We start from the raw sequence: 22,127 nt of genomic DNA, 5'->3' as shown, positions 1-22,127 counted from the left end.
GGTGACGACACTGCTGGAGAAGGTGTGCTGCCCGGCCGACCTTCGGCTGCTCGACGCGGACGAGCTGGTCGCGCTGGCCGCCGAGGTGCGGGAGTTCCTGGTGGACGCGGTCTGCCGTTCGGGCGGGCACCTCGGCCCGAACCTGGGGGTGGTGGAGCTGACGATCGCGTTGCACCGCGTGTTCGACTCACCGCGCGACCCGATCGTGTGGGACACCGGCCATCAGTCCTACGTGCACAAGCTCTTCACCGGTCGGCGTGCCGAGTTCGGCGACCTGCGCGGGCCGGGTGGCCTCAGCGGCTATCCGAGCAGGGCCGAGTCGGTGCACGACGTGGCCGAGAACTCGCACGCGTCGACAGCGCTGTCCTATGTGGATGGTCTGGCGAAGGCGTTCGCCTTGCGGGGTGAGCGGGATCGGATCCCGGTCGCGGTCATCGGTGACGGTGCCATGACGGGCGGCCTGGCCTGGGAGGCGCTGAACAACATCGGCTCGGCGGCACACGACCGCCCGCTGGTGATCGTGCTGAACGACAACACCCGCTCCTACGCGCCGACCGTCGGTGGCGTCGCCGACCACCTGGCGCGCCTGCGCGCGGGGACGGCGACATCGGTCTTCGGCGAGCTGGGCCTGGTCTGCACGCGGCCCGTCGACGGGCACGACCTGGAAGCGCTCGAGACTGCGCTGCGGCAGGCGCGCGGCCTCGCGCTGGAACGAGGCAGGCCCGTGCTGGTGCACGCCGTGACGGTCAAGGGCCGCGGCTACCCGCCCGCCGAGTCCGACGACGCGGACCGCATGCACGCCGTCGGCGTCGTCGACCCGGCGACCGGCCGCACGTCGCGGCCGAGCGCACCGACGTGGACGGCCACCTTCGGCGACGAGATCGCCCGGATCGCGGCCGAGCGCGAGGACGTCGTCGCGATCACCGCCGCCATGCTGCGCCCGGTGGGCCTGCACCGGTTCGCGACCGAGTTCCCCGGCCGCGTCTTCGACGTCGGCATGGCCGAGCAGCACGCGGTGACGTCCGCGGCCGGCCTCGCGATGGGTGGCATGCACCCGGTGGTGGCGATCTACGCGACGTTCTTCAACCGTGCGTTCGACCAGGCGCTGATGGACGTGGCGCTGCACCGCCTGCCCGTCACGTTCGTGCTGGACCGAGCGGGGGTGACCGGCGAGGACGGCGCGAGCCACCACGGCATGTGGGACCTGTCGCTGCTGAACCTCGTGCCCGGCCTGCGGATCGCTGCCCCTCGCGACGCGACCACGTTGCGCGCCGAGCTCCGCGAGGCGGTGGGCGACGACACCGGCCCGACGCTGCTGCGGTTCCCGAAGTCCGCCGTCGGCCGCGAGCTCCCGGCCGTGCGCCAGGTGGACGGTGTGGACGTCCTGTCCGAGTGCGCCGGCGAGGACGTCCTGATGGTATCGGTGGGCGCGCTGGCGTCGACGTGCCTGGAGGCGGCGGGAATCCTCGCCGCGCAAGGCATCGGCGTCACGGTCGTCGACCCGCGCTGGGTGCTGCCGGTGAACCCGGTGCTGGCGGACCTCGCGGCGTCGCACGAGTTGGTGGTGACGGTCGAGGACAACACCAGGGCGGGTGGCGTGGGTGCGGGTGTGGCGCAGCTGCTGCACGACCGGGCGATCGCCACGCCGGTGTGCTCGGTGGGCCTGCTGCCGGAGTTCCTGGGCGCGGGCAAACGCGCCGATCTGCTGTCGGCCGCGGGCATCGACGGCGAGAGCCTGGCCGAACGCGTGGCCGCGGAACTGGTGTCCCGCGCCGAGTGGCAGGACGTGGAGGTGGTGGCGTGACGACGGTCGAGCTGGCATGCCCGCGGCATCGGTCCCGGTGCTGGCACCGCGACGCCGGACGAGGCAGCTGAAGGTGGGCTCGGTGGGCGTCGGCAGCGATTGCCCGGTGTCCGTGCAGTCCATGGCGACCACCCTCACCGCGCGAAGCTGGAGATCGTGTCGTGCCCGTCGTGCGGCCGGGCTCAGGTGGACGTGTACACGTTGGCTGAGCAGGTCACCGCTGGTCTGGAGGACATGGAGGTGCCGCTTCGTGGAGACCCTCGTCGAAGAGTCCATGCGTCTCGCCGAGGACGTGGAGCCGACCGGCGAAGCGCCGATGGTGGCCGTCGGCTGAGGGCGCTCCTCACCCAACGGCGAACCTCACGGCCGGGCAGGGGTGTCTGATCGGCTACCCCGTGCGCGCGGTGTGCCCGCGCACGAGCCGTCTGCGTTACGTTGCGGTACATGGTCGTGGTGCGTGACGTGGTGCGGGTTCATCGGCTGGAGTACCCGTTCCCGGTCGCCTACCTCTGCCACGTGCTGTGGGGCGCCGCGTACGCCGCGAGCGCCCCGTCCGATCTGCTGAAGCCGCTGGTGCTGCTGGTGATCGTCGCGAACCTGATCCCGATCGTGGCGCAGAACCTGCTCAACGGCGCGTTCGACGTCCAGGCGGACAGTCGCAACCCCGGCAAGGGCGGCATCGCGGTCGCCACGTCGCGGCTGGGCCGCGTGCGGGTGATCCGGTGGGCGCTGGCCGAGATGACGGTCGCGATCGTGCTGGGCGTGATCTGCTCGGTGCTGCTGGGCCGTCCGCTGGTGGCGGTCGCGGTGGTGGCCGGCGTGCTGATCGAGCTGGCCTACAACCTGGAACCCGTGCGGCTCAAGCGAAGGGGCGTGCTCAACCCGCTGTCGCTCGGGCTGCACATGTCGTTCATCCCCTGCGTGGGTACGTACGCCGCGCTGCGCGACGACTTCCCGGCGTGGGTCTGGGCGGTGTTCGCCGGCGTCGGGCTGCTGCTGATCGGCCGCACGCTGTGGTGGTCCATTCCGGACCTGCGCGGCGACGCGGAGGCGGGCGACCGGCCGCTCGCGGTGCGGTACGGCGCCCACCGCGCGATGGTGATCGCCTGCGGTGTGACGGTGCTGGGACTCCTGTCGCTCGGCTGGGGGCTGTGGGCGCGCTACGGGCCGTGGTGGGCGCTGCCGACTGTGGCGGTGTGCGCGCTGTTCCTCGTGGACAAGCTGCGCACGTTGCGGTGGATCAGCGACACGAACCTGCCGCACGAACGCCGGATGCGCCGGACCAGCCTGACGATGGTCATCGCGGCGGACGTGCTGCTGGTCGTGGTTCCCCTGGTCGCGCCTGCAACGTGACGAGCAGGCGGTCGCAGGTCCGCAGCGGCAGCGACCGGCGGCGCTCCGGCTCACCCGCGAGCTGGAGCTCGGGGAACCGCGCGTGCAGCCGGGGGAGCACGACCTCGACCTCCGCGCGGGCCAGGCTCGCACCCAGGCAGTAGTGCATGCCTTGACCGAACGTCAGCGACGCGGACCCGTCGCGTTCGGGCAGGAAGCTGTCCGGGTCGGTGAACGCGGCCGGGTCGCGGTTCGCGCACGCGGGCAGCGCGCGGACGGTGGCTCCCTCGGGGATCGCCATCCCGCCGACCTCGGTGTCGTGGGCGGCGACGCGCACGACGCCGGTGAGCAGGTTCGGCGGGTCGAACCGCAGTGCCTCGCGGGTGAACGCCCGCACCTCGGCCTGCCCTCGCCGCAGCCAGTGCGACTGCTCAGGATGGCGCAGCAGCGCGATGATCGCGTTGTCGATGCCCGCGGCGGACGTCTCGAACCCGCCCGCCCACAGGCCCCACACCATGCTCATCAGCTCGTCGTCGGTCAGCTGGTCGGGGTCGTTGTAGTGCGCCGAGACCAGGTCGGAGAAGAGGTTGTCGCCGGGGGTGACGCGCAACCGGGCGATCAGGTCGGTGAAGTAGCTCTCGACTTCGTGCGTCGCCGCGTCCGCGTCGGCGAGCATGTCGTCCGTCGAGATCGGACTCGTCGACTGCAGCACCCGCAACACCAGCGGTGCCAGGTGGTGGCGGTCCTCGGCGGGCACGCCCAGCAGGTCCGCGATCACCTGCATGCTCAGCTCACGCGCCAGCCCGCCGTGCAGGTCGGCGGTGTCACCGTCGCGCAGGCGCTCCTCGGCGGCGTCGAGCAGTTCGTCGCAGAGCGCGGTCATGCCGGGGCGCAACGCCTCCACCCGCTTCGCGGTGAAGTCCCTGATCACCAGGCGCCGCAACCGGGTGTGGGTCGGCGGGTTCGTCATCGCGATCGAGCCGAGCAGCAGCGCCACGGAGCGGTACTTCACCGCACGGGGGTACCACAGTGGCAGCTCGTCGGTCTCGGGCGCGCGCAGGTCGTTGCCGCGGAACATCCAGCTCGCGTGGGCGTGCGTGCTGACGAGGTAGAAACCCGCGGGGTGCAGCTGGATCGGGTGGTTCTCGCGCACCCAGCGGTAGAACGGGCCGGGGTCGGCCATGACGTCGGGCTCGAACAGCCTGGCGAGGACGTCGGTCACTCGTCACCATCCCATATCGCACCGACAGGACAGTCCGCGGTCAGCCGCATGGTGCTCCTCCGACGGACGCGAGCAGACTGGGGCCGAAGCACAACGCCTGTCCCCGCAAGGCGAACGTGGCCTGCTCCGGCGCGAGCACCCGCACGTCTCGGGCCCGCAGCACGGCCGCCACGATCATCCGCATCTCGAGCGTCGCGAGGTCGGCGCCGAGACACCGGCGGGTGCCGCCGCCGAACGGCAGGTACTTCTGCGCGGAGTGGCGTTGCCCGAGGAACCTGCCGGGGTCGAACCGGTGCGGGTCGGGGTAGACGTCGGGCTGGCGGTGGGCCGAGTAGATGCACGGCGTGAGCCGCGTGCCTGCGGCGAGGCGCGTGCCGAACAGGTCCCTGTCCTCGGTGAGCACCCGGTTGCCCGCGACCATCGCGGGTGGCGAGATGCGCAGCACCTCGCGGCAGGTGGCCTCCAGCAACGGCACCTCGTCGGCGTCGGACGCGTCGCCGTCGCCCACCTCCGCCCGGATCTTGGCGGTGAGGCAGTCGTCGCGGCCGAGCCAGTACAGCGCCGAGGTGATCGCGGACGCCGTGGTCTCGTGGCCCGCGAACAGCAGCGACAGCACCTGGTCGGTCAGCTCGGCGTCGGTGAGCCGTCCCAGCGGCGCCTCCGGCCGGCTCAGCTCGGCGAGCAACGAGCCGTCCTCTGGGTGCCGGGCGTCACGCAGAACGGCCTGGCACAACGCTTCCCGCCGCTGCTGGAACGTCCGCCACGGCGACGGCACCGCGCCGGGCGGCCGCAGGTAGCGGTAGACCATGGTCCTGCGCCGCGTGCCGAGAGCGGCGTCGAGCCACTCCGTGAACGCGCCCAGGAACGCGGAGTCGGTGTGCCCGAACAGGATCCGCGAGACGATCCGCAGCGTGAGCGCCCTGGTCCAGCTCGGCAGGTCGATCACCGAGCCGGGCCGCAGCGCGTCGACCGCCTCGGCCGTGACCTCCCGGATCGTCTCGTGCTGCGTCGCGAGCTGCTTGCCGCGCAGCCGCGCGCCGATCACCCGGCGGTAGCTGGTGTGGCGTTCCCCGTTGGCGAAGAGCAGCGAGTGACGCCCGCCCAGCGGCCCGAGAGTCTCGGACCCGTCGAGCCGCATCGCGTGCTCCGACCGGAAGATGTCGGCGACCGCGTCCGGCTGCCACACCAGGAGCTGCCTGCTGGGCTTGCTCCGCAGCTCGACCAGCTTGTCGGTGTTGGCGTCCTGCGCGTCGAGGAACGGCAGCGTGTCGAGCTTGAACCGCAGTGCCGCGCTGACCATCAGCCGACCATGCTCGTGCGGTGCGCACTGGTCGCGATGAGCCGCCGCGCGGCGAGCCGGGCCGCGCGCACGACGTCGATCGGCGTGTAGAGGTCCTTGTCGTGCCACAGCGGCGGGAACGCGTCGTCGGTCTCGCGCAGGAACTCGCCCGCCCGCTCCGCCGCGCCAGCCATCTCGGGCCCGCCGCAGAGGAGCAGCAGCTGCACGGCGTACGCGGTCTCCTCGACCGTGCCCGTCCACCGGCCCCACGATCCGTCGTCGCGTTGCGTGTCGAGCACCCAGTCGACGGCGCGGCGCACCATCGGCTGCGCGGCCGCACCACTGACGCGCGCGAGCGCCTGCGCGCAGCACGTCGTCGCGTAGTACGGCGAGGCGTGCCACTTGTCGAGCCAGCTGCCGTCGGCCGCCTGCGTCGCGACCAGGTACCGGGTGATCTTGTCGATGGCGGCGTGGAACCGGGGCTGCCCGTGCGCGTACTCGCCCAGCGCGTCGAGGATGTGCGCGTTCGTGCTGATCGACGGCGTCAGTTCCTGCGGGAAGCACACGAAGTAGTCGTCCTGCTCGTAGTTCCACAGCGCCGACGGATCACCGGGCTGCCCGAGGCGGGCCAGCGCCGACAGCGCGGCCGCTGTGTCGTCGGAGTCGGCGGGCAGGCCGGGACCCGCGGGCGCGCCGTGCGCGGTGAACCCGCGCCGCACGGCCGCGACCAGGCTCGCGGGCACCCGGTCCGCCATGCCCGCGTCCGCCAGCATCACGGCGACCCAGGCGGGTTCGAAGACGGTGATGGGCGCGACGCCGGGAACGGGCCCGCCGTTGCGCTTCTGCAGCTGGTGCAGCACCTCGTGGCCGCCGGGTTCGCCCAGCCAGGCGGCGGTGGCGGCGGGGGAGCCGCACACGAGACCACCGCTCGGCGTGACCGAGGCGGCCCGGCGGGCATCGGCCCCGAACGCCTCCAGCGAGTGCCACACCTTCTCCGGGATGGACCGTCCACTTCGGACCATGTCGCGCAGGATCGTGTGCACGCGATCGTCGACGGGGCAGTGCAGTCGCGACCCGATCCGGGCGTTCAGCTCGCCGACGAGCCACGGGATGATCAGCTCGTGCGCGATGGTGTCGGGCACCGGGGTGGACCTGTGCAGTGCGGCGAGACCGCGTTCGGCGACCCGCGGTTCGAGGTCGAGCAGCGCCTCGGTGGCGCTGAGCGTGGGAACGAGGCCGTAGCCGTCGGGTGCGCCCCAGGTGCCGTCCGGGTTCTGCGCGGAGACCAGGAACCGCACCCGTGTGGCATGTCCTTCGAGCCACGGTGCGAGCGCCACCAGCCGCGCGGTCTCGTACACCGAAGGCGACACCTGACCGAACGGGTCACCCGCCACACGGGTCACCAGATCGTCCACGGCGTGATCGTCGCGCCGGTCCCAGCCGCTGCCCATTGATCCCCTCCGCGTGAGGCTCGGGGGCGACCTCACCATTCGGACCATAGGGAGCAGCGCCGCGAACGGACGGTGTGCGCGGCGAAGTGTGGCCGATCGGCCACTGTGCGACTTTCGTTCACACAGCCGATCAGCCACCGGTGCCGGTGGGTCAGGCGTGCTGCCGCATCGCCGTGGCGACCAGTTGCTCGAGCTGGGCCGCGACGTGGTCGAGGGGGAGCGCGCTGCGCTGGGCGCGGCAGAGGATGACGGCACCCTCGACGGCCGCGACGATCAACGTGGCGAGCTGTTCCGGGGCATCGGCGCCGTGGTCGCGCAGCGAGTCCGCGAGCATCGACTCCCAGGTGCTGAACGCGTCGGCCGCCGCGGCGAGCGCCGTGCTGTCCGACTCGATCGACACCGCGACCACCGGGCACCCCGCCGAGAAGTCGTTGTCGGTGATGATGCTGCGCCAGAGCGTCAGGAACGCCCGCAGGCCGTCGACCGGGCCCGCGACGAGCTTCGCGCGCAGGATGTCGGCGACCGTGTCGCTCGCCCAGCGCACCGCCTCGGTGGCGAGCTGCTGCTTGCCGCCGGGGAAGTAGTGGTAGGTCGAGCCCAGCGGCGCCTGCGCGTGCTTGGCGACGTCGCGGATGCTCGTGGCGTTGAGGCCCCTGCGGCGGATCATGTCGGCCGCTCCGGTGACGAGCTGCTCGCGGGACTTCGGGTTCATGGATGTCCTCGGTTGTCTATAACGCTCGTCATAGAGTAGCGTACGGGCTGTTATAACAGTCGTCATAACTCAGGGAGCCACCAGCCATGCCGATGATCGAGTTGACCGCGCCCGTCGACGCACTCACGCCCGCCGGTCGCAAGACGATCCAGCGCGACCTCGCCTCCGCGCTGCTGCGCTGGGAGGGTGCGCCCGATTCCGAGTTCTTCCGCGCCAACGCGTGGACCTACCTGCACGAGCTGCCCGCGGGTGCGCAGACGACCCTGGAGGACGACGCGCCGCGGTTCCGGGTGAACGTGACCGTGCCGGAGGGCGCGTTGTCCGACGAGCGCAAGGCCGGCCTCGTCCAGGAGGCGACCGGCATCGTGCTGGAGGCGGCCGGGCTGCCCGCGCAGGACGTGGCCCGCGTGTGGGTGCTCTTCCGCGAGCAGCCCGAGGGAACGTGGGGTGCGGCGGGCAGGATCGTCCGGGTCGCCGACCTGGCCGCGATCGCCAAGCGGGACGCGGCGGGCGCGTGAGCTAGTGGCGCGACCCGAAACGTTGGCGGTGAATTCACGCTCAGCAGGGCGCCTCGCGGCACCGCCCCCCGGCCCACGGACAACCAGTACGAGGACGCGGGGGCGGCACCACGATGCGCCCGTCTGACCGCGAATTCGCACGGCAACGTTCGAGCCGCGCCACTAGACCCGCGCGGAGCCGACCTTCCAGTAGCCGCTGAACATCACTGCCCTGCGGTCGATCCCGCGATCCTTCACCAGGTGCCGCCGGACGCCGGTGGCGAGTCCCGACTCACCGCACACCCATGCGTAGTCCACAGTGGACAGGTTTGCGCCCTGGATCGCGGCTGTCAGCGCGGCACCGGGGACGTTCGTGCCGCGGAACGTCCAGGTCACGTCGGCGTCGAGCGGGACCCGGTACGACTCGTCCGGCACTTCCGCGAACACGTGCCGCCGCTGTTCCGGCTGCTGCTCGAGGATCGCGCCCAGCGCGGGCAGCGCGGTCTCGTCGGCGGCGAGCAGGACCCGGCCGCCGTCGGGTGCGCGGTAGCCGGAGGTGCCCGCCCGGAAGCCGACGCGATCACCGGCGGCCGCGTTGCTCGCCCATCGCGTGCCGGGGCCCGCGTCGCCGTGCAGCACGAAGTCGACGTCGATCTCCGCGGCTTCCGGCCGGTGGGCGCGAACCGTGTACCACCGCACGTCCGGCTGTTGCTCGGACGGCATGGCGCGGATCGCCGCACGCACGTTGATGCGGTCCTCACCGGGCATGGTCAGCGCGGCACCGGGCGGTGGCATGAGCATGCCGAAGCACTCGTCCGGGCCGGTGAGCCCGAAGCCCGCGAACTCGGGCGCCTGGAACGTCACGCGGCGCAGGTGGGCGCTCAGGTCGGCGACCGCGGTGACGGTCATCTCGAACTGGTCGTACACCGCGCGGGTGTTCGCGCCCGCCATCACCAGTGACGCCGCCTTGGTGACGACCTTGACCTGCAACCGTTCCAGAGCTGAGTAGTGGGGCACGGGTGCAGCGTACACATTAGGTAAGGCTGGCCTAATCTGTCTGGCGGAACGTGACCAGGATCGGGCGGGTCGTGATGGTCAGGTCGGACGCCGCGTCGGCCGGTGTGCTCGAGCCGTCGAGGCGGCGGACGTCCACCGCGGCGGGTGGTGTCGGCATGCTCGCCGTGCCGTGATCGGTCCACAGCACCGCGAGCGGTTTGCCGTCACCGGAACGGAACCGGCACTGGTAGACGCCGGACGGCAGGCCCGCGGGCGTGCCCTGCGCGCACGACTCGATGGCCGCGCGGTTCAGCCAGCGTTGCAGCTCCTCGACCTGGAGTGCGGCGCGGGTCGGATCACCGCCGACGGGTTGCAGCACGACCGGTAGTTTCGTGCCGCCCCAGTTGTAGAAGTACATCCGCGCGATGCGGGCGTAGAGGCCCACCAGGTAGAAGCGCACGGCGTAGTCCGCGCCGATGTCGGGATCGAGCGGATCGTTCAGCGGCAGCTCGTACGTCGTGCCGGTGCTCCACAGCGGTGGGTGGACTCCCGCGCGGTGGAACGTGCTTTCGACGAAGTCGGTCAGTTCGAGCATCGACTCGGGCGGGTCGCTCGCCTTCTTCTGGTGCAGCTTGATTCCCGCCGCGTCGCAGTGGTCGTACGCGCGCGTCGCGGCGAACCGTTCGAGCACGGCCCGCGCGTCCTCCTGCCACAGCCGCCCCATGCCGGGGCACACGACGGTCGCGTCGCGCGAGACCTCCTTGATGATCCGGTTGGCGCGGCGGGTCATCTCCGCGAGGGTTTCCACGTCACCGCTGTAGTACCGGGTGTCGTTGCCGAAGACCCAGAGCTCGTAGGCCTGGATGCGGCCGCGGTACCTCTCGGCGACGGCGCGCACGTACCCGTCCCAGTCGCCGAGGTCGTCCGGCGGTGTGGTGCGGGAACCGTCGTCGTACACGGCGCGCGGACCGGCGGGGCTCGCCCACTCCGGTGTGCCGCCGAAGGTGTAGAGCACGGGCATGCCGCGCGCCTCGGCGCCCGCGACCAGGCGGTCCAGCACCGACCAGTCGAACTCGCCGCGGCGGGGTTCGACGTTGGCCCACCTCGTGTGACTGTCCCAGAACCGGGCCGCGCCGATCCGGAACGTCGGCATGGCGCCGGACGAGTTGCCGACGGTGACCCCGAAGAAGCTCGGCGGTACGGCCAGCGGCGCCTGCGACCACGCGCCCGCGACCCGTGCGGCGGCCTGTTCGGGCGGACTGCCACCGCGCAGGACGACCAGGAGCGCGGCGACCAGCACGACCCCGGCGCTGATCGCCACCCACCGAACCGGCCGGCGCGCGGGCGGCACCGTCGTCGGCGGCGGCGGGGTTTCGCACGGCACCTCGGGATCGAGTGCCCGGCACCAGAGGCGGTACAGGGTGTCGATCTCCGCGCGGGTGGCGCCGCACGCCAGTGCGATCGCCTCGACGGTCCCGAACTCCTGCGGCACCGCCAACCCGCTGCAGAACCGATGAACCGACGATCGGCTGATGTGCGTCTTGGCCGCCAACGCCTGGTAGCTCAGGCCACTTCGCCGCTTCAGGGTGTCGAGGCAGTCGCTGAACCGAGCGCGGTCACCTGTGGGCGCCACGATGCGTCCTCCCGGTCGGGCATCGTCTACACGAACGGACTCGTCCCAGCGGCCGGTGAACGTCCAGCTCAGGGGCAGGTCCGCGTCCCATCGTCCCAGAAACGGCTGATTACCTTGACCCACTTGGGGAACCGGCTGAGGCTAGCCCGCGCAGGCCGCCGACTGGGGGCATCACGAGGTGCTTCGCGGCCTGCATCCGGACGCATGATCTGCGTCCGGAGTCGACACCATCGAGGGGATGCGCAGCATGAGGAAACGCCTTGGCCGTGCGGCCGCGACGATCGGCACCGCACTACTGGTGGCGACCGGCATCGCGGTCGTCGAGGCGCCCGCCGCCAACGCGGGCAACTGCACCGGCCGCTTCTGCGGTGCTGTGAAGAACCGGACCGGCCGAACGGAGCACTTCACGACGAGCCTCGGCAGCGGAGCGCACTTCTGCGACGTGTGGAACCGGGACGGGGGCACGGGGAGCAACTTCTGGCACGCTCCGTGCGTCCAGCGGACGATGGGCAACGGCGTGGTGGGCGGCAACGGTACCGGCGTGGACGTCGACGCGTTCACGTTCGCCAACTCCGGCTACCACGAGCGGTTCACGCGCGTGGGCACCTGGCACTGGCGGACGGCCGGCATCTGGACGAAGATCCGCGACGGCGAGATCGCCGACTGCGGGATCGGCGACGGCAACGAGATCTGGTGCACCGTGCTCGTCCAGGTCGGCAAGTAGCGGCGGACCGCCTCCGCGATCCAGGGGGTCGCGGAGGCGGTGCACCGCTAAGCCGGGGCGTACTCGATGACGACCGCCTGCACCCGGAGCGGGCTGGTGCCCGGCAGGTCGGCCGATCCCACCGCGATGAAGCGGTCGGTGCCCGGAACCGCGGTGATGGCGTTGAAGGCCGGGCCGACGGGGACCGCGGGAGTGGGTGCCGGGGTTTCGGTCCACGCACCCGAGGTGTGGGTGATGAGGGTGGTGCGTCCCGTCGTGTTGTTCCCGATCACCCACGGTGCTCCGGCCGCGCCGACCGCGACGCCGGGCGTGGCCTTGCGAGGAATGCCGCTGACCACCTGCCAGGTGGTGCCGTCGCCGTGCACGGCGAGGGTGCCTCCGCCCTGGTTGAGAGTGTCACCGACAGCCCAGACGTTCTTGGACGAACTGCCGTCGATCGCCTGCAGGGTGAGCATTTTCCCGTTGAGGCCGATGTCGACGGTTCGCCACGCGGAGCCGTTCCAGTGGTACAGCAGCGGTCCTTGGAAGCCGGTCCAGAAGCCGTTGCCCACCGCCCAGACGTCGTCGGCGGCGAACGCCTTGATCCCGGCCATGGTGCAGAACCTCGGCCAGCTGCCCCGCACGCAGTCGGCCGGGGGCTGGTGCTCCACCCAGGCCGCGCCGGTCCACTCGATGGTGACCGGCGTGCTGCCGCGGCGGCCGACGAGCCACACGTGACCGTCCACAACGGACATGTCGGTGATCGACAACGCGCTCGGTGTGGAGCCTGCCGGGAACGGCACCTCGCTCCAGGTGTTCCCGTCGTGGTGCAGCACGACGGTGACGCTGTCGTCGATGCCGTGGGACATCGGCCCGCCCAGCACCCAGACGTCGGTCGCCGATCCGGCCGCCACGTGCCGCCACGATCCCTTCCACGGCACGGGCGGGACTTCGGCGCGGGACCACTCGGCACCGTTCCACCGCAGGATCATCGGCACGCCGGTGTTGTACTGGTCGGACGGGTGGTACCCGTCGAAACCCACCGCCCAGGCGTGGGTGGCGTCGGCGGCCGCCACGTCCCACAGGTTGCTCGTCGGCTTGTTGTCGGGCAGCGTCGCCAGGCGCCACGCGGGCGACGGACCGGACTCCGCGGAACTCTGGCTCGCAGATCCCGAGATCACCACTGCGACCGCCGCAACCGCGGTCAACCATCTGCCAGCACGCACCGCAACCTCCCCCAGGTCGAATGTGCAGAGGACAGTAGCGCCGCAGATCGCGCCCTGACAACGAATCGGGACACCGGGGGTGGATGATCTCCCTGTGCTGTCCGCATTCGGAACCCCGCCCCGCGGCGACTCGCTGCACGTCATGTCGTTCAACCTGCGCTACGCCTCGGACGCCGAGCCGAACTCGTGGGCGGTGCGGCGCCCGGTCCTGGCGCAGCTCCTGCGCCAGGAGCAACCGACCGTGCTCGGCACGCAGGAGGGGCTGTACGGGCAGCTGAAGGACATCCGGCGCGACCTGCCCGCCCACTACGACTGGATCGGCGCCGGCCGGGCGGGCGGCAGCAGGGACGAGTTCACGGCGATCTACTACGACACCCGGCGCCTCACGCCGCTGGAGTTCGACCACTACTGGCTGTCCGCGACGCCGAACGTGATCGGGTCGAGGTCGTGGGGCAACAACGTGATCCGCATGGTCACGTCGGTCCGGTTCGCCGACGCGCTCGCCGGCACCGAGTTCGTGGTCGTCAACACCCACCTCGACCACGAGTCGGAGAACTCCCGCCTGCGCAGCGCGGAGCTGGTGCGAGACCGGATCAACGCGCTCCCCGCCGGACTCCCGGTCGTGCTCACCGGCGACTTCAACGTCGCGGCCCAGGCCGGTCCCACCTACGACGTCCTGATGACCGGCGCGCACATGACCGACACCTGGCCCGCCGCGGCCGAACGGCGCACCCCGTTGTACGCCACCTATCACGGCTACCGCCCGTTGGTTCCGAACGGTCCGCGCATCGACTGGATCCTCACCCGAGGCGACCTGACCGTCGACGCCGCGGGGATCAACACGTACTCCGCCGGTGGCCAGTTCCCCTCCGACCACCTGCCGGTCCAGGCGTTCATCACCCTCTGAGCGGGCCTGCGGTCAGGACATCCTGGCCACGCACAGGCGGAACTCGGCGTACTCGTACACGTAGACATCCGCGTCCCAGGCTCCGTGGAGGCCCAGGATTCGCCCGTCGTGCAGCTTCGGGCCCCTGGTCCGCTCCTGCGACCACTCGCGGAAACCGGCGCGCCCGCCTGCCTGGTACGCGAATCCGCGCTCGTCCGGTGCGAAGGCGTACTCGCCCGTGTAGGACTCCTCGTTGAAGTCGTCGGGCATGAACCGCTCGCCGGTCTCGGTGTCCAGGACGACCACTCCCTGCACACCGTGATTCCGGACGATGAGGTGCCGGCCCGAGCGCGAGATCGCGATCCGGCCGTTGACGCCGGGTGTCGGCCAGCGACGGTCCTCGCGGTCGCGCTCGAGATCCCAGCGGACCACGTGGTCCGCCGCGTGGGTGGAGTAGTACACGTGGGCGCTGTCGGCGGAAAGCCGGGCGTGCGCGCGACGCGACGGGGCGCCGCCGGGGATGATCCGCACGACCTCGGGCGGTGACCCGGCGCCGTTGGCGCGGAGGACTCGCACATCACGCCCCAGCACGGCGAGTGCGTCGGCGGCCCGGTTGCGGACGAGCGCGTAGCAGTCCTCGCTGCGCGCGTACGTCGCGAGCAGGACGCCGTCGTCCTCGCCGAGCGGGTACTCGCGCAGCTCGACCGTGAGACACGAGGCGTCCTCGACGAGGCCGTACAGGGATCGTCCGTCCTTGCCGAACACCGCGCTCCTGCCGAAGCCCGCCGTCTCGGCGACCTTCGTCACCAGCTCGCCCGTGGTCGTGTCGTAGACGCACACGGACGGAACACCCGGTGCCGCGAACATCGCCACCGCCGCCAGGGTCCCGTCGTTCGTCAGGTCGACGCCCAGTGGAGGAGCGGGCACGCGAATGGTGACGACGTCCTCGTTGAACGACTTGATCATGCATGTCCTCATCTGGCAGCTGGGTGTCCGGTGTGGACGGATGGGGTCGACGAGGGGCGCAGGTTACCCGAGGGGTGCATACAAACGTCAGCGCGTTCCGGCGAGCTGTTCGCGCCGGACAGCACGGCCTGGGGGATGATCACGCCATGTCGACTGCGGCTTCGCGTGACCTGGTGCGCCGGACCGAACGCTGGTTCGTGCGGGAGGGCGCGCCGACGATGATCGAGGGATACGGCTTCGTGTCCCACGTGCTGCCGCGGATGCTGCCCGCACTGGCGTTGGTGACGTTCGCCAGCCTGGCGTGGCTCGTCCCGCTGAAGACGGCAGGCTCGAAGCGCTGGGTGCTGCTCGGCGTGGTCGTCGTGGTGACCCTGGTCGTGTGGAAGGCGCTGTCGCTGTTCGTGCGGCGACTGCCTGCCTTCTCGAGGCGCGCGACCATCGCGGTGCTGGCCGGCTACGCGGTGATGCCGGTGGCGGTGCCGTTGCTGCAGCTGGCGGTCGACGACACGGTCACCGCGCCCGGAGGCGACGCGGTCGGGTTGCTGGGGTTCGTCATCTTCTTCGCCGCCGCGTTCGCGGCCACGGAGCTGGCCACCACCTACGGTCTGGGTGCGCTGCTGCGCGGCGCGATCCGGCACACGGTGCAGGACCTGGGCAACAGCGTGCACCTGCTGGGCCGGGCGTTGCCGCCGATGCTGTTCGTGACCCTGTTCCTGTTCTTCACCGGTGAGCTGTGGCAGGCCATGAACCAGCTCTCGTGGCTGCGGGTCAGCCTGATCGTCGCGCTGTTCGCGGCGATCACCGTCCTCGCCGCGGCCGCCCGCCTGCGCGACGAGATCGGCCGGGTGGAGCAGGACCTCAGCCCACCCGTGCTGGCGGCGGCGTGCCAGGGCACGCCCCTGGCAGGCGCGCCGGTCGACGAGCTGGCGCCGGACGGACCGCTCCAGGCGACGCGGCTGAACGGCCGCCAGATGCGCAACCTGTTGGTGATGCTCGCGCTGCGCCAACTGGTGCAGGCGGCGGTGGTCGGTCTCGCGCTCTTCGCGTTCTTCGTGGTGCTGGGTCTGATCGTGGTCACGCCCGCGGTGGCCGAACAGTGGATCGGCGCCCCGCCGAACCCCTCGGTGCTCGTGCCCGCCGTGCCCGCGGCCTTGCTGCGCAACGCCACCCTGTTCGCCGCGTTCGGCAGCATGTACTTCGCGGTCATCTCGATGAGCGACGCCGACCACCGGCGCCAGTTCTTCGCCCCGATGATCGAACGGGTAGAACGGACTCTGGCGGTGCGAGCGGTGTACCTCGCCGTGCGAGAGCGATGACTGAGGGGCTCCGAGATGGACGTGGACGTGTTCGTGCCCGGCTTCATCAGGACGAGCTGGCCCGAGTTCGAGATCGACTCGCTGTGCGGCCCCGCGCCCACGTGGATCGAACGAGCAGGCGACCTGGTGGTGGACGGTGAGATCAACTGGTCCACCCCGGAGTGCGCGAACCTCGGGGTGGACAGCTTCGACGTCCCGCCGGGGACGTACCCGGTCTTCGTGGGTAGTGACAGCTACGCCGACCGGTACTTCGTGCGGATGGTGTTCATCGCGTTCACCACGTCCGACAGGCTCGCCGCGGCGACCTGGCACGGGGATGAGGACGGTTTCCTGCAGATCGAGGACTACACGTGCCTGTGGAGCGAGACCGCGGAGCGGCACGTCGGGCCCGAGGACCTCGGCCGGTTCAAGGAAGCGGTGCTGTCGGCGGAGAGCCTCTCCCGGCGGGGCCCGTGGCTCGACGAGGTCGTCGAGCCCGGCTCCGGGGTGAACGTGATGGTGTTCCCGGTCCGCGACGCCGGCGTGTCGAGCATCGAGCTGCTGGACGAGGACGACGAACGCGCCGGCTTGCTCTACTACACCTGGTCTCCCTGACAGAGCGGACGTTGCCCACCGATCGGCTCTGCCCGCCGCCGATCAACCGTGGGAACGTGCTTGAGCGTGGGTAACGGAAGAGTCCTGGTCTTCACCATCGCCCTGGTGGCACTCGCCACCCCGTCGGTAGCGGCACCCGCCGAGACCGAGACGTCCGCGTACGCCGTGAGCGGCGTGCGGACCGTCGAGCAACGCAGCCAGATCGCCCGGATCGGTGCTGCCATCGACAACGTCGAGGAGCACGGAACAGTCGTGGTCACCGCGACCGCGGCCGAAGTCCGTGCCATGAAAGCGCAAGGCTTCGGTGTGCAGGAGGTACCCGGCCGGACCGCGGAGGGCGCGGCGGTCGGGCCGTTCGACTTCCCGCCGAAGGACGCGAACTACCACAACCACGCGGAGATGACCGCCGAGATCAACCAGGCGGTCGCCAAGTACCCGAACCTGATCAGCAAGAAGGTCATCGGGAAGTCCTACGAGAACCGCGACATCATCGCGCTGAAGATCAGCGACAACGTCGCGACCGACGAGAACGAGCCCGAGGTGCTGTTCACCGCGCACCAGCACGCGCGCGAGCACCTGACCGTCGAGATGGCGCTGTACCTGGTCAAGCTGTTCACCGAGCAGACCGAGCCGCGGGTCAAGGCGTTGGTCGACTCGCGCGAGATCTGGATCGTGCCCGACGTCAACCCTGATGGCGGCGAGTACGACATCGCGACCGGCAACTACCGCAGCTGGCGCAAGAACCGGCAGCCCAACGCCGGATCCACGTCCGTCGGCACGGACCTGAACCGCAACTGGGCCTACAAGTGGGGCTGCTGCGGCGGTTCCTCCGGCAGCCCGAGCAGCGACACCTACCGCGGCGCGCGGCCCGAGTCGACGCCGGAGGTGAAGGTCGTCGCCGACTTCGTCCGGACCCGTGTCGTCGGCGGGAAGCAGCAGATCAAGGCGTCGATCGACTTCCACACCTTCAGCGAGCTCGTGATGTGGCCGTTCGGCTGGACCTACGACGACATCGCGCCCGGCCTGACGAAGGATCAGCGGGACACGTTCGCCACCATCGGGCAGTCCATGGCCCGCACCAACGGGTACACGCCCCAGCAGGCCAGCGACCTCTACATCACGGACGGCTCGATCCGCGACTGGCTGTGGGGCGCGCAGGGCGTGTTCTCCTACACGTTCGAGATGTATCCCGGCTCCTCCGGCGGTGGGGGTGGTTTCTACCCGCCCGACGAGGTGATCCCGGCGCAGACCTCTCGCAACAAGGAGGCCGTGCTGCAGCTGCTCGACCGCGCCGACTGCCCGTACGAGGCGATCGGCAAGGAAGGGCAGTACTGCTCGTAGAGTTCCAGCCAGTGGAGTCCTCCCTGCAGGACTCCACTGGCTCACCAGCGATCAACGGCCGGCGTTCGTGGCATCCTGTCGGGATGCGTCGTGTTGCAAGCACCGTCGTGGGTTCGCTCGGCTGGACCATCGGCGTGATGGGGCTGGTGATGGGCCGGCCGCTGAGCTCCGACTGGGCGTTGCCCGCGGCGCTGATGGCGGCGGGCTCCGTGCTGGTGTGGCTCGGGGTCAGGGACCGCCGAGTCGGCTGGGCCGGCTTGGTCGCGTGGGGCGTCCTCGTGCTCGCGGGCGTCTTCGGAAGCCTGCTGGTCTCGACCGAGAAGATCGCGTGCATGTACTGCTACCACGAGACGCGGGGATACCCGTACTCCGGGCTCGAGGCCTCGTTCGTCGACGCCGACATGCCAACCCTGCAGCGTGCGCACGAGATCATGGCCGCCAACCCGGACGTGGTGAACCACCGCGTCGACTGGGTGGCCCTGGTGGGGAACGCCGTCTTCTGGGGGTGCTGGGCGCTGTTCCTCGTCGTCGTCACCACGCAGGTGAGCCGGATGTTCAGGGCGCGGACGAAAGCTGCCGTTCCAGAAAATCAGCCATGAGCTCCGTCCACCGCGCCGGCTTCTCCAGCGCCACCGCGTGACCGCACGGGATGTCTGCGAACTCGGCTCCCGGGATCTCCTCCGCCACCTCGCGCGGCAGGGTGGGCGACAGCAGCCGGTCCTTCGTCGGGCCAACGACCAGGGTCGGTGCCGCGATCTTCGGCAGGTCGTCCCGCACGTCGATCCGCTGGAGCAACTTGATCTGATCGGGGGCGCCGCGCGGCACGCTCAGGCCGGTCAGCTCGACGAGCCCGGCGATCTGGCGCGGTGCCAGGCGTCCCAGGAACTCGGGGCTCACCATCAGCTTCAGCACGTAGTGCGCCAGCTCGTCGCGGGAAATGTCGAGCAGCTCGAGCCATCGCTGGGTGCGCTTGAACGTCGCCTCGTCGAGCCTCGCGAACGGTGCGGTCAGCACGAGCCGGGCGACTCGGTCCGGGTGCCTGGTCGCCGCGCGGACGGCGATCGCGGTCCCCATCGAGAAGCCGGCGATCGAGAAGGTCTCGAAGCCCGCGTCGGCCGCGGTCTGGACGACGCGGTCGGCCAGGTCGTCCAGGTCGAGCGGAACCGGTGAGGCCGGGGTCGCGCCGGATCCGGGGAGATCCGGTGCGATCACCCTGAACCTCTTCGCCAGCGGGGCCAGCACCGGGCCGTAGTTCGCCTGGATGCTGCCACCTGCGCCGTGCACCAGCAGCAGCGGAGGCCCACTCGTACCGCTGACCACGCTGCTGAGCGCGGACGTGCTCACACCGGCTCGGGACATGGGAATCCTTCCATCAGGTCGAGCAGAGCACGCGCCGCCAAGCGATAACCGAGAGCGCCCATGCCGACGATCACGCCGTGGGCGACCGGTGCGAGCACCGACTGGTGTCGGAAGTTCTCCCGCGCCCAGATGTTCGACAGGTGCACCTCGATCCACGGGCGCGGGTAGTTCTCCAATGCGTCGCGCAAACTCCAGCCCGCGACCATCAACGCACCGGGATTGACGATGGCTCCCGCGGTGTCGTAGTTCTCCTGAATGGACTTGATCAGGTCGCCTTCGGACTCGTGCTGGATCGAGACCACTTTGAATCCCGCGGATGCCAACTCGTCGGCGACCGCGTCCGTGATGTCGGCGAGCGTCTGGCTGCCGTATATCTCGGGCTTTCGACGTCCGAGGATGCCCAGATTGGGGCCGTTCAAGAGGAGTACGTCGTGCATGACCACCTCCCAGTTCGAAATCCGTTATATCAGCAGTTGTTCGCCGAGTCAGACGGGTGAGGGGTGTGCTGGGGTGGACGTAGGGGGTACGTCGACGTGACAGGGCGGCGGTAGCGTGAATTCGGCACCCACTACGGCCGTACCCGTCATCGTAGGAGTTGGTTATGTCGCAATTTCCAGCGTGGCCGCAGTTCGACGACGAGGAGCGTGCCAATCTCGTCCGTGCGCTCGAGCAAGGACAATGGTGGCGCATGGGCGGCAACGAGGTGGTGTCGTTCGAGCGCGAGTTCTCCGAGTATCACGGCGCTTCGAAAACGCTCGCCGTCACCAATGGCACGCATGCCCTGGAACTCGCTTTGCAGGTGCTCGGAGTCGGCCCCGGCGCGGAGGTGATCGTCCCCGCCTTCACGTTCATCTCGTCGTCGCAGGCTGCCCAGCGCCTCGGCGCCGTCGCCGTGCCCGTCGACGTGGACGACGTCACCTACTGCATCGACGTCGAGGCAGCGGCCGCCGCGATCACGCCGAGGACCCGCGCGATCATGCCCGTGCACATGGCCGGCCACTTCGCGGACATGGACGCGTTGGCGAAGCTCTCGGCGGACGCAGGGGTTCCCCTCCTCCAGGACGCCGCACACGCTCACGGCGCGCAGTGGCACGGCAAGAGGGCGGGCGAGCTCGGGTCGGTCGCCGCGTTCAGCTTCCAGAACGGAAAGCTCATGACCGCCGGGGAAGGCGGCGCCGTCACGTTCCCCGACGAGGGGCTCTACGACGCCGCGTTCCTGCGGCACAGCTGCGGGCGTCCGCCGACGGACCGCCACTACCTGCACCAGACCTCGGGGTCGAACTTCAGGCTCAACGAGTTCTCCGCGAGCGTGCTCCGCGCCCAGCTGTCGCGTTTGGACAGTCAGATCGACACCCGCGAACAGCGGTGGCCCGTGCTGAGCGAACTGCTGCGCCAGATCCCCGGTGTCGTGCCGCAGGGACGCGACGAGCGCTGCGACCGGAATCCCCACTACATGGCGATGTTCCGCGTCCCCGGTCTCGACGAGAACCGGCGCAACGCGCTCGTCGACCGGTTGGTCGAACGCGGCGTGCCCGCCTTCGCGGCGTTCCGGGCCGTGTACCGCTGCAACGGGTTCTGGGAGGTCGGCGCGCCCGACGAGACCGTTGGGGAGATCGCGCGCCGCTGCCCGAACACGGAGGCGATCATGCGGGACTGCATCTGGCTGCACCACCGCACGCTGCTCGGCACGGAGGAGCAGATGCACGAGATCGCGGAGATCGTCGCCGACACGCTCGCGAAGTCATGACGATCCGGGTCGCGGTGGTCGGGCTCGGCTGGGCGGGCCGGTCGATCTGGTTGTCCGCGTTGCGAGAGCACCCCGAGTACGAGGTCGTGGCGGCGGTGGACCCCGCGCCGATCGCACGGGCGACCGCGCAACGCGAGGCGCCCGGTACACCGGTGCTCGCGAGCACGGCGGAGCTCACGCCCGCGGGGGTCGACCTGGCGATCGTGGCGGTGCCGAACCACATGCACAGCTCGGTCGCCTGCGGGTTGCTGCACGCGGGCATCCCCGTCTTCGTCGAGAAGCCGGTCTGTCTCACCGCCGCGGAGGCCGACGACCTCGCGAACGCCGAACGGGCCGGCGGCGCCGTGCTGCTCGCCGGAAGCGCGGCGCGGTACCGCGGCGACGTGCGAGCACTGCGCGAGCTCATCTCGGCGCAGGGGAGCGTGCGTCACGTCGACCTCGCGTGGGTGCGCGCCAGCGGTGTTCCCGTCGGGGACGGCTGGTTCGTCCGGCGTTCGTTGTCCGGAGGTGGTGCGCTGGTGGATCTCGGCTGGCACCTGCTGGACACGTTCGGGCATCTCGTCGGGCCGGTCGGTTTCACCCAGGTCGTCGGCGCCGTGTCGGACGACTTCGTCAAGCAGCGCACCAGCAGGGCCACGTGGCGCTACGACCAGCCGCAGGAGGCCGAGAGCGATGTCGAGGACACCGCTCGGGGGTTCCTCGTGTCGACGACGGGCGTGTCGGTGTCGCTGCGAGCGAGCTGGGCGTCGCACGAGGCCAACGACGTCACCAGCGTCGTCGTGGAGAGCAGCGGAGGCACGGCCGAGCTGCGCTGCACCTTCGGGTTCAGTCCCAACAGGATCGCGCGCCCGACCCTGACCGTGACGCGCGACGGCGAGACCGAGGAGATCGAGCTGGCCGGCGAGCCGATCGGCATCGAGTACCGCAGGCAGCTGGACGAGATTCCCGCCCTGCTGGCCGATCCCGGCAGCCGCGGCCGCGCGATCGACGACGTGCGCGGAACGATCGCCGTGATCGAACGCCTCTACGAGTCCGCTCGAACGCGGGCTGTTGCCGCCTGATC

The 22,127-nt window shown here is 70.6% G+C and carries 21 protein-coding genes and 1 pseudogene; 12 read left to right on the top strand and 10 right to left on the bottom strand.

Annotated elements, in window-relative coordinates:
- Position 1 precedes the first annotated feature (1 nt).
- From FKR81_RS33465 to FKR81_RS33450, 3 genes and pseudogenes are all read left to right on the top strand, one after another.
- The gene (locus FKR81_RS33465) at positions 2-1,804 is read left to right on the top strand and encodes a 1-deoxy-D-xylulose-5-phosphate synthase (RefSeq protein ID WP_146358236.1); all 1,803 of its coding nucleotides are present in this window, start codon (positions 2-4) and stop codon (positions 1,802-1,804) included.
- Positions 1,805-1,948: 144 nt separating this feature from the next.
- A pseudogene (locus FKR81_RS46075) lies at positions 1,949-2,056 on the top strand (flavodoxin-dependent (E)-4-hydroxy-3-methylbut-2-enyl-diphosphate synthase); the annotation flags it as partial.
- Positions 2,057-2,248: 192 nt separating this feature from the next.
- Positions 2,249-3,157, top strand: a complete 909-nt coding sequence (locus tag FKR81_RS33450) for a UbiA family prenyltransferase (RefSeq protein ID WP_146358235.1) — start codon at positions 2,249-2,251, stop codon at positions 3,155-3,157.
- On the opposite strand, the gene FKR81_RS33445 is transcribed toward FKR81_RS33450, so the two are convergent.
- The 4 genes from FKR81_RS33445 to FKR81_RS33430 form a co-directional block, all read right to left on the bottom strand.
- A complete protein-coding gene (locus FKR81_RS33445) occupies positions 3,102-4,358 on the bottom strand; it encodes a cytochrome P450 (protein WP_146358234.1) in 1,257 nt (418 codons plus the stop codon). The two genes, FKR81_RS33450 and FKR81_RS33445, sit on opposite strands and share 56 nt — an antisense overlap.
- A gap of 40 nt (positions 4,359-4,398) precedes the next feature.
- Positions 4,399-5,658, bottom strand: coding sequence for a cytochrome P450 (locus FKR81_RS33440; RefSeq protein WP_146358233.1), 1,260 nt, complete (start codon positions 5,656-5,658; stop codon positions 4,399-4,401).
- Complete coding sequence (locus FKR81_RS33435) at positions 5,658-7,052, bottom strand: prenyltransferase/squalene oxidase repeat-containing protein (RefSeq protein ID WP_186763322.1); 1,395 nt, start codon at positions 7,050-7,052, stop codon at positions 5,658-5,660. The genes FKR81_RS33440 and FKR81_RS33435 overlap by 1 nt, the downstream gene beginning before the upstream one ends.
- A gap of 187 nt (positions 7,053-7,239) precedes the next feature.
- Complete coding sequence (locus tag FKR81_RS33430) at positions 7,240-7,800, bottom strand: TetR/AcrR family transcriptional regulator (protein ID WP_146358231.1); 561 nt, start codon at positions 7,798-7,800, stop codon at positions 7,240-7,242.
- An 86-nt stretch (positions 7,801-7,886) separates the two neighbouring features.
- Between FKR81_RS33430 and FKR81_RS33425 the strand changes: the two genes are divergently transcribed.
- Complete coding sequence (locus FKR81_RS33425) at positions 7,887-8,318, top strand: tautomerase family protein (RefSeq protein ID WP_146358230.1); 432 nt, start codon at positions 7,887-7,889, stop codon at positions 8,316-8,318.
- A 162-nt stretch (positions 8,319-8,480) separates the two neighbouring features.
- Here FKR81_RS33425 and FKR81_RS33420 read toward each other — a convergent pair whose 3' ends face one another.
- Positions 8,481-9,314 carry a siderophore-interacting protein gene (locus FKR81_RS33420; RefSeq protein ID WP_222598486.1) on the bottom strand — a complete coding sequence of 278 codons (834 nt, stop codon included), beginning with the start codon at positions 9,312-9,314 and terminating at the stop codon, positions 8,481-8,483.
- A gap of 31 nt (positions 9,315-9,345) precedes the next feature.
- The gene (locus FKR81_RS33415) at positions 9,346-10,926 is read right to left on the bottom strand and encodes a helix-turn-helix domain-containing protein (protein ID WP_146358229.1); all 1,581 of its coding nucleotides are present in this window, start codon (positions 10,924-10,926) and stop codon (positions 9,346-9,348) included.
- A gap of 247 nt (positions 10,927-11,173) precedes the next feature.
- Here FKR81_RS33415 and FKR81_RS33410 point away from each other — a divergent pair, with 247 nt between their 5' ends.
- A complete protein-coding gene (locus tag FKR81_RS33410; RefSeq protein WP_146358228.1) occupies positions 11,174-11,650 on the top strand; it encodes a hypothetical protein in 477 nt (158 codons plus the stop codon).
- A gap of 47 nt (positions 11,651-11,697) precedes the next feature.
- On the opposite strand, the gene FKR81_RS33405 is transcribed toward FKR81_RS33410, so the two are convergent.
- Positions 11,698-12,855: a hypothetical protein gene (locus tag FKR81_RS33405; RefSeq protein WP_146358227.1), complete on the bottom strand. Its 1,158-nt coding sequence runs from the start codon at positions 12,853-12,855 to the stop codon at positions 11,698-11,700.
- 94 nt (positions 12,856-12,949) lie between these two features.
- Here FKR81_RS33405 and FKR81_RS33400 point away from each other — a divergent pair, with 94 nt between their 5' ends.
- On the top strand, positions 12,950-13,762 hold the full coding sequence (locus FKR81_RS33400; RefSeq protein WP_235921932.1) for an endonuclease/exonuclease/phosphatase family protein: 813 nt from the start codon (positions 12,950-12,952) through the stop codon (positions 13,760-13,762).
- A 12-nt stretch (positions 13,763-13,774) separates the two neighbouring features.
- Here the strand turns inward: FKR81_RS33400 and FKR81_RS33395 are convergent, their stop codons facing one another.
- The gene (locus FKR81_RS33395; RefSeq protein ID WP_146358226.1) at positions 13,775-14,707 is read right to left on the bottom strand and encodes a hypothetical protein; all 933 of its coding nucleotides are present in this window, start codon (positions 14,705-14,707) and stop codon (positions 13,775-13,777) included.
- Positions 14,708-14,853: 146 nt separating this feature from the next.
- On the opposite strand from FKR81_RS33395, the gene FKR81_RS33390 reads away from it, so the two are divergent.
- The 4 genes from FKR81_RS33390 (at position 14,854) to FKR81_RS33375 (ending at position 18,557) form a co-directional block, all read left to right on the top strand.
- Positions 14,854-16,023, top strand: a complete 1,170-nt coding sequence (locus FKR81_RS33390) for a hypothetical protein (RefSeq protein WP_146358225.1) — start codon at positions 14,854-14,856, stop codon at positions 16,021-16,023.
- Positions 16,024-16,038: 15 nt separating this feature from the next.
- A complete protein-coding gene (locus tag FKR81_RS33385) occupies positions 16,039-16,617 on the top strand; it encodes a hypothetical protein (RefSeq protein ID WP_146358224.1) in 579 nt (192 codons plus the stop codon).
- Positions 16,618-16,683: 66 nt separating this feature from the next.
- Positions 16,684-17,958: a M14 family metallopeptidase gene (locus tag FKR81_RS33380; RefSeq protein ID WP_235921930.1), complete on the top strand. Its 1,275-nt coding sequence runs from the start codon at positions 16,684-16,686 to the stop codon at positions 17,956-17,958.
- 83 nt (positions 17,959-18,041) lie between these two features.
- Positions 18,042-18,557, top strand: a complete 516-nt coding sequence (locus FKR81_RS33375; protein WP_146358222.1) for a hypothetical protein — start codon at positions 18,042-18,044, stop codon at positions 18,555-18,557.
- Here the strand turns inward: FKR81_RS33375 and FKR81_RS33370 are convergent.
- Both FKR81_RS33370 and FKR81_RS33365 read right to left on the bottom strand, forming a co-directional pair.
- Positions 18,514-19,317, bottom strand: coding sequence for an alpha/beta fold hydrolase (locus FKR81_RS33370; RefSeq protein WP_146358221.1), 804 nt, complete (start codon positions 19,315-19,317; stop codon positions 18,514-18,516). The two genes, FKR81_RS33375 and FKR81_RS33370, sit on opposite strands and share 44 nt — an antisense overlap.
- Positions 19,299-19,754 (bottom strand): type II 3-dehydroquinate dehydratase, encoded by a 456-nt coding sequence (locus FKR81_RS33365; RefSeq protein WP_146358220.1) that lies wholly within the window; start codon positions 19,752-19,754, stop codon positions 19,299-19,301. The genes FKR81_RS33370 and FKR81_RS33365 overlap by 19 nt, the downstream gene beginning before the upstream one ends.
- Before the next feature lie 164 nt (positions 19,755-19,918).
- Here FKR81_RS33365 and FKR81_RS33360 point away from each other — a divergent pair, with 164 nt between their 5' ends.
- On the top strand, positions 19,919-21,064 hold the full coding sequence (locus FKR81_RS33360) for a DegT/DnrJ/EryC1/StrS family aminotransferase (protein WP_146358219.1): 1,146 nt from the start codon (positions 19,919-19,921) through the stop codon (positions 21,062-21,064).
- Positions 21,061-22,125, top strand: a complete 1,065-nt coding sequence (locus tag FKR81_RS33355; protein WP_146358218.1) for a Gfo/Idh/MocA family protein — start codon at positions 21,061-21,063, stop codon at positions 22,123-22,125. Before FKR81_RS33360 ends, FKR81_RS33355 begins: the two co-directional genes overlap by 4 nt.
- Positions 22,126-22,127: the final 2 nt, after the last annotated feature.

Origin of the sequence: Lentzea tibetensis (assembly GCF_007845675.1) — a bacterium.
In the GTDB taxonomy this organism is placed as follows: Bacteria; Actinomycetota; Actinomycetes; order Mycobacteriales; family Pseudonocardiaceae; genus Lentzea; species Lentzea tibetensis.
The sequence above is the reverse complement of the archived record's forward strand: the minus strand, read 5'-3'. Positions and strand labels throughout refer to the sequence as shown.

Bases quoted from the DNA above. Each gene is read 5' to 3' on its own strand.
- FKR81_RS33450 (WP_146358235.1), top strand. From the start codon at position 2,249: ATGGTCGTGGTGCGTGACGTGGTGCGGGTTCATCGGCTGGAGTACCCG.
- FKR81_RS33440 (WP_146358233.1), bottom strand. From the start codon at position 5,658: ATGGTCAGCGCGGCACTGCGGTTCAAGCTCGACACGCTGCCGTTCCTC.
- FKR81_RS33430 (WP_146358231.1), bottom strand. From the start codon at position 7,800: ATGAACCCGAAGTCCCGCGAGCAGCTCGTCACCGGAGCGGCCGACATG.
- FKR81_RS33425 (WP_146358230.1), top strand. From the start codon at position 7,887: ATGCCGATGATCGAGTTGACCGCGCCCGTCGACGCACTCACGCCCGCC.
- FKR81_RS33410 (WP_146358228.1), top strand. From the start codon at position 11,174: ATGAGGAAACGCCTTGGCCGTGCGGCCGCGACGATCGGCACCGCACTA.
- FKR81_RS33395 (WP_146358226.1), bottom strand. From the start codon at position 14,707: ATGATCAAGTCGTTCAACGAGGACGTCGTCACCATTCGCGTGCCCGCT.
- FKR81_RS33390 (WP_146358225.1), top strand. From the start codon at position 14,854: ATGTCGACTGCGGCTTCGCGTGACCTGGTGCGCCGGACCGAACGCTGG.
- FKR81_RS33385 (WP_146358224.1), top strand. From the start codon at position 16,039: ATGGACGTGGACGTGTTCGTGCCCGGCTTCATCAGGACGAGCTGGCCC.
- FKR81_RS33375 (WP_146358222.1), top strand. From the start codon at position 18,042: ATGCGTCGTGTTGCAAGCACCGTCGTGGGTTCGCTCGGCTGGACCATC.
- FKR81_RS33370 (WP_146358221.1), bottom strand. From the start codon at position 19,317: ATGTCCCGAGCCGGTGTGAGCACGTCCGCGCTCAGCAGCGTGGTCAGC.
- FKR81_RS33365 (WP_146358220.1), bottom strand. From the start codon at position 19,754: ATGCACGACGTACTCCTCTTGAACGGCCCCAATCTGGGCATCCTCGGA.
- FKR81_RS33360 (WP_146358219.1), top strand. From the start codon at position 19,919: ATGTCGCAATTTCCAGCGTGGCCGCAGTTCGACGACGAGGAGCGTGCC.
- FKR81_RS33355 (WP_146358218.1), top strand. From the start codon at position 21,061: ATGACGATCCGGGTCGCGGTGGTCGGGCTCGGCTGGGCGGGCCGGTCG.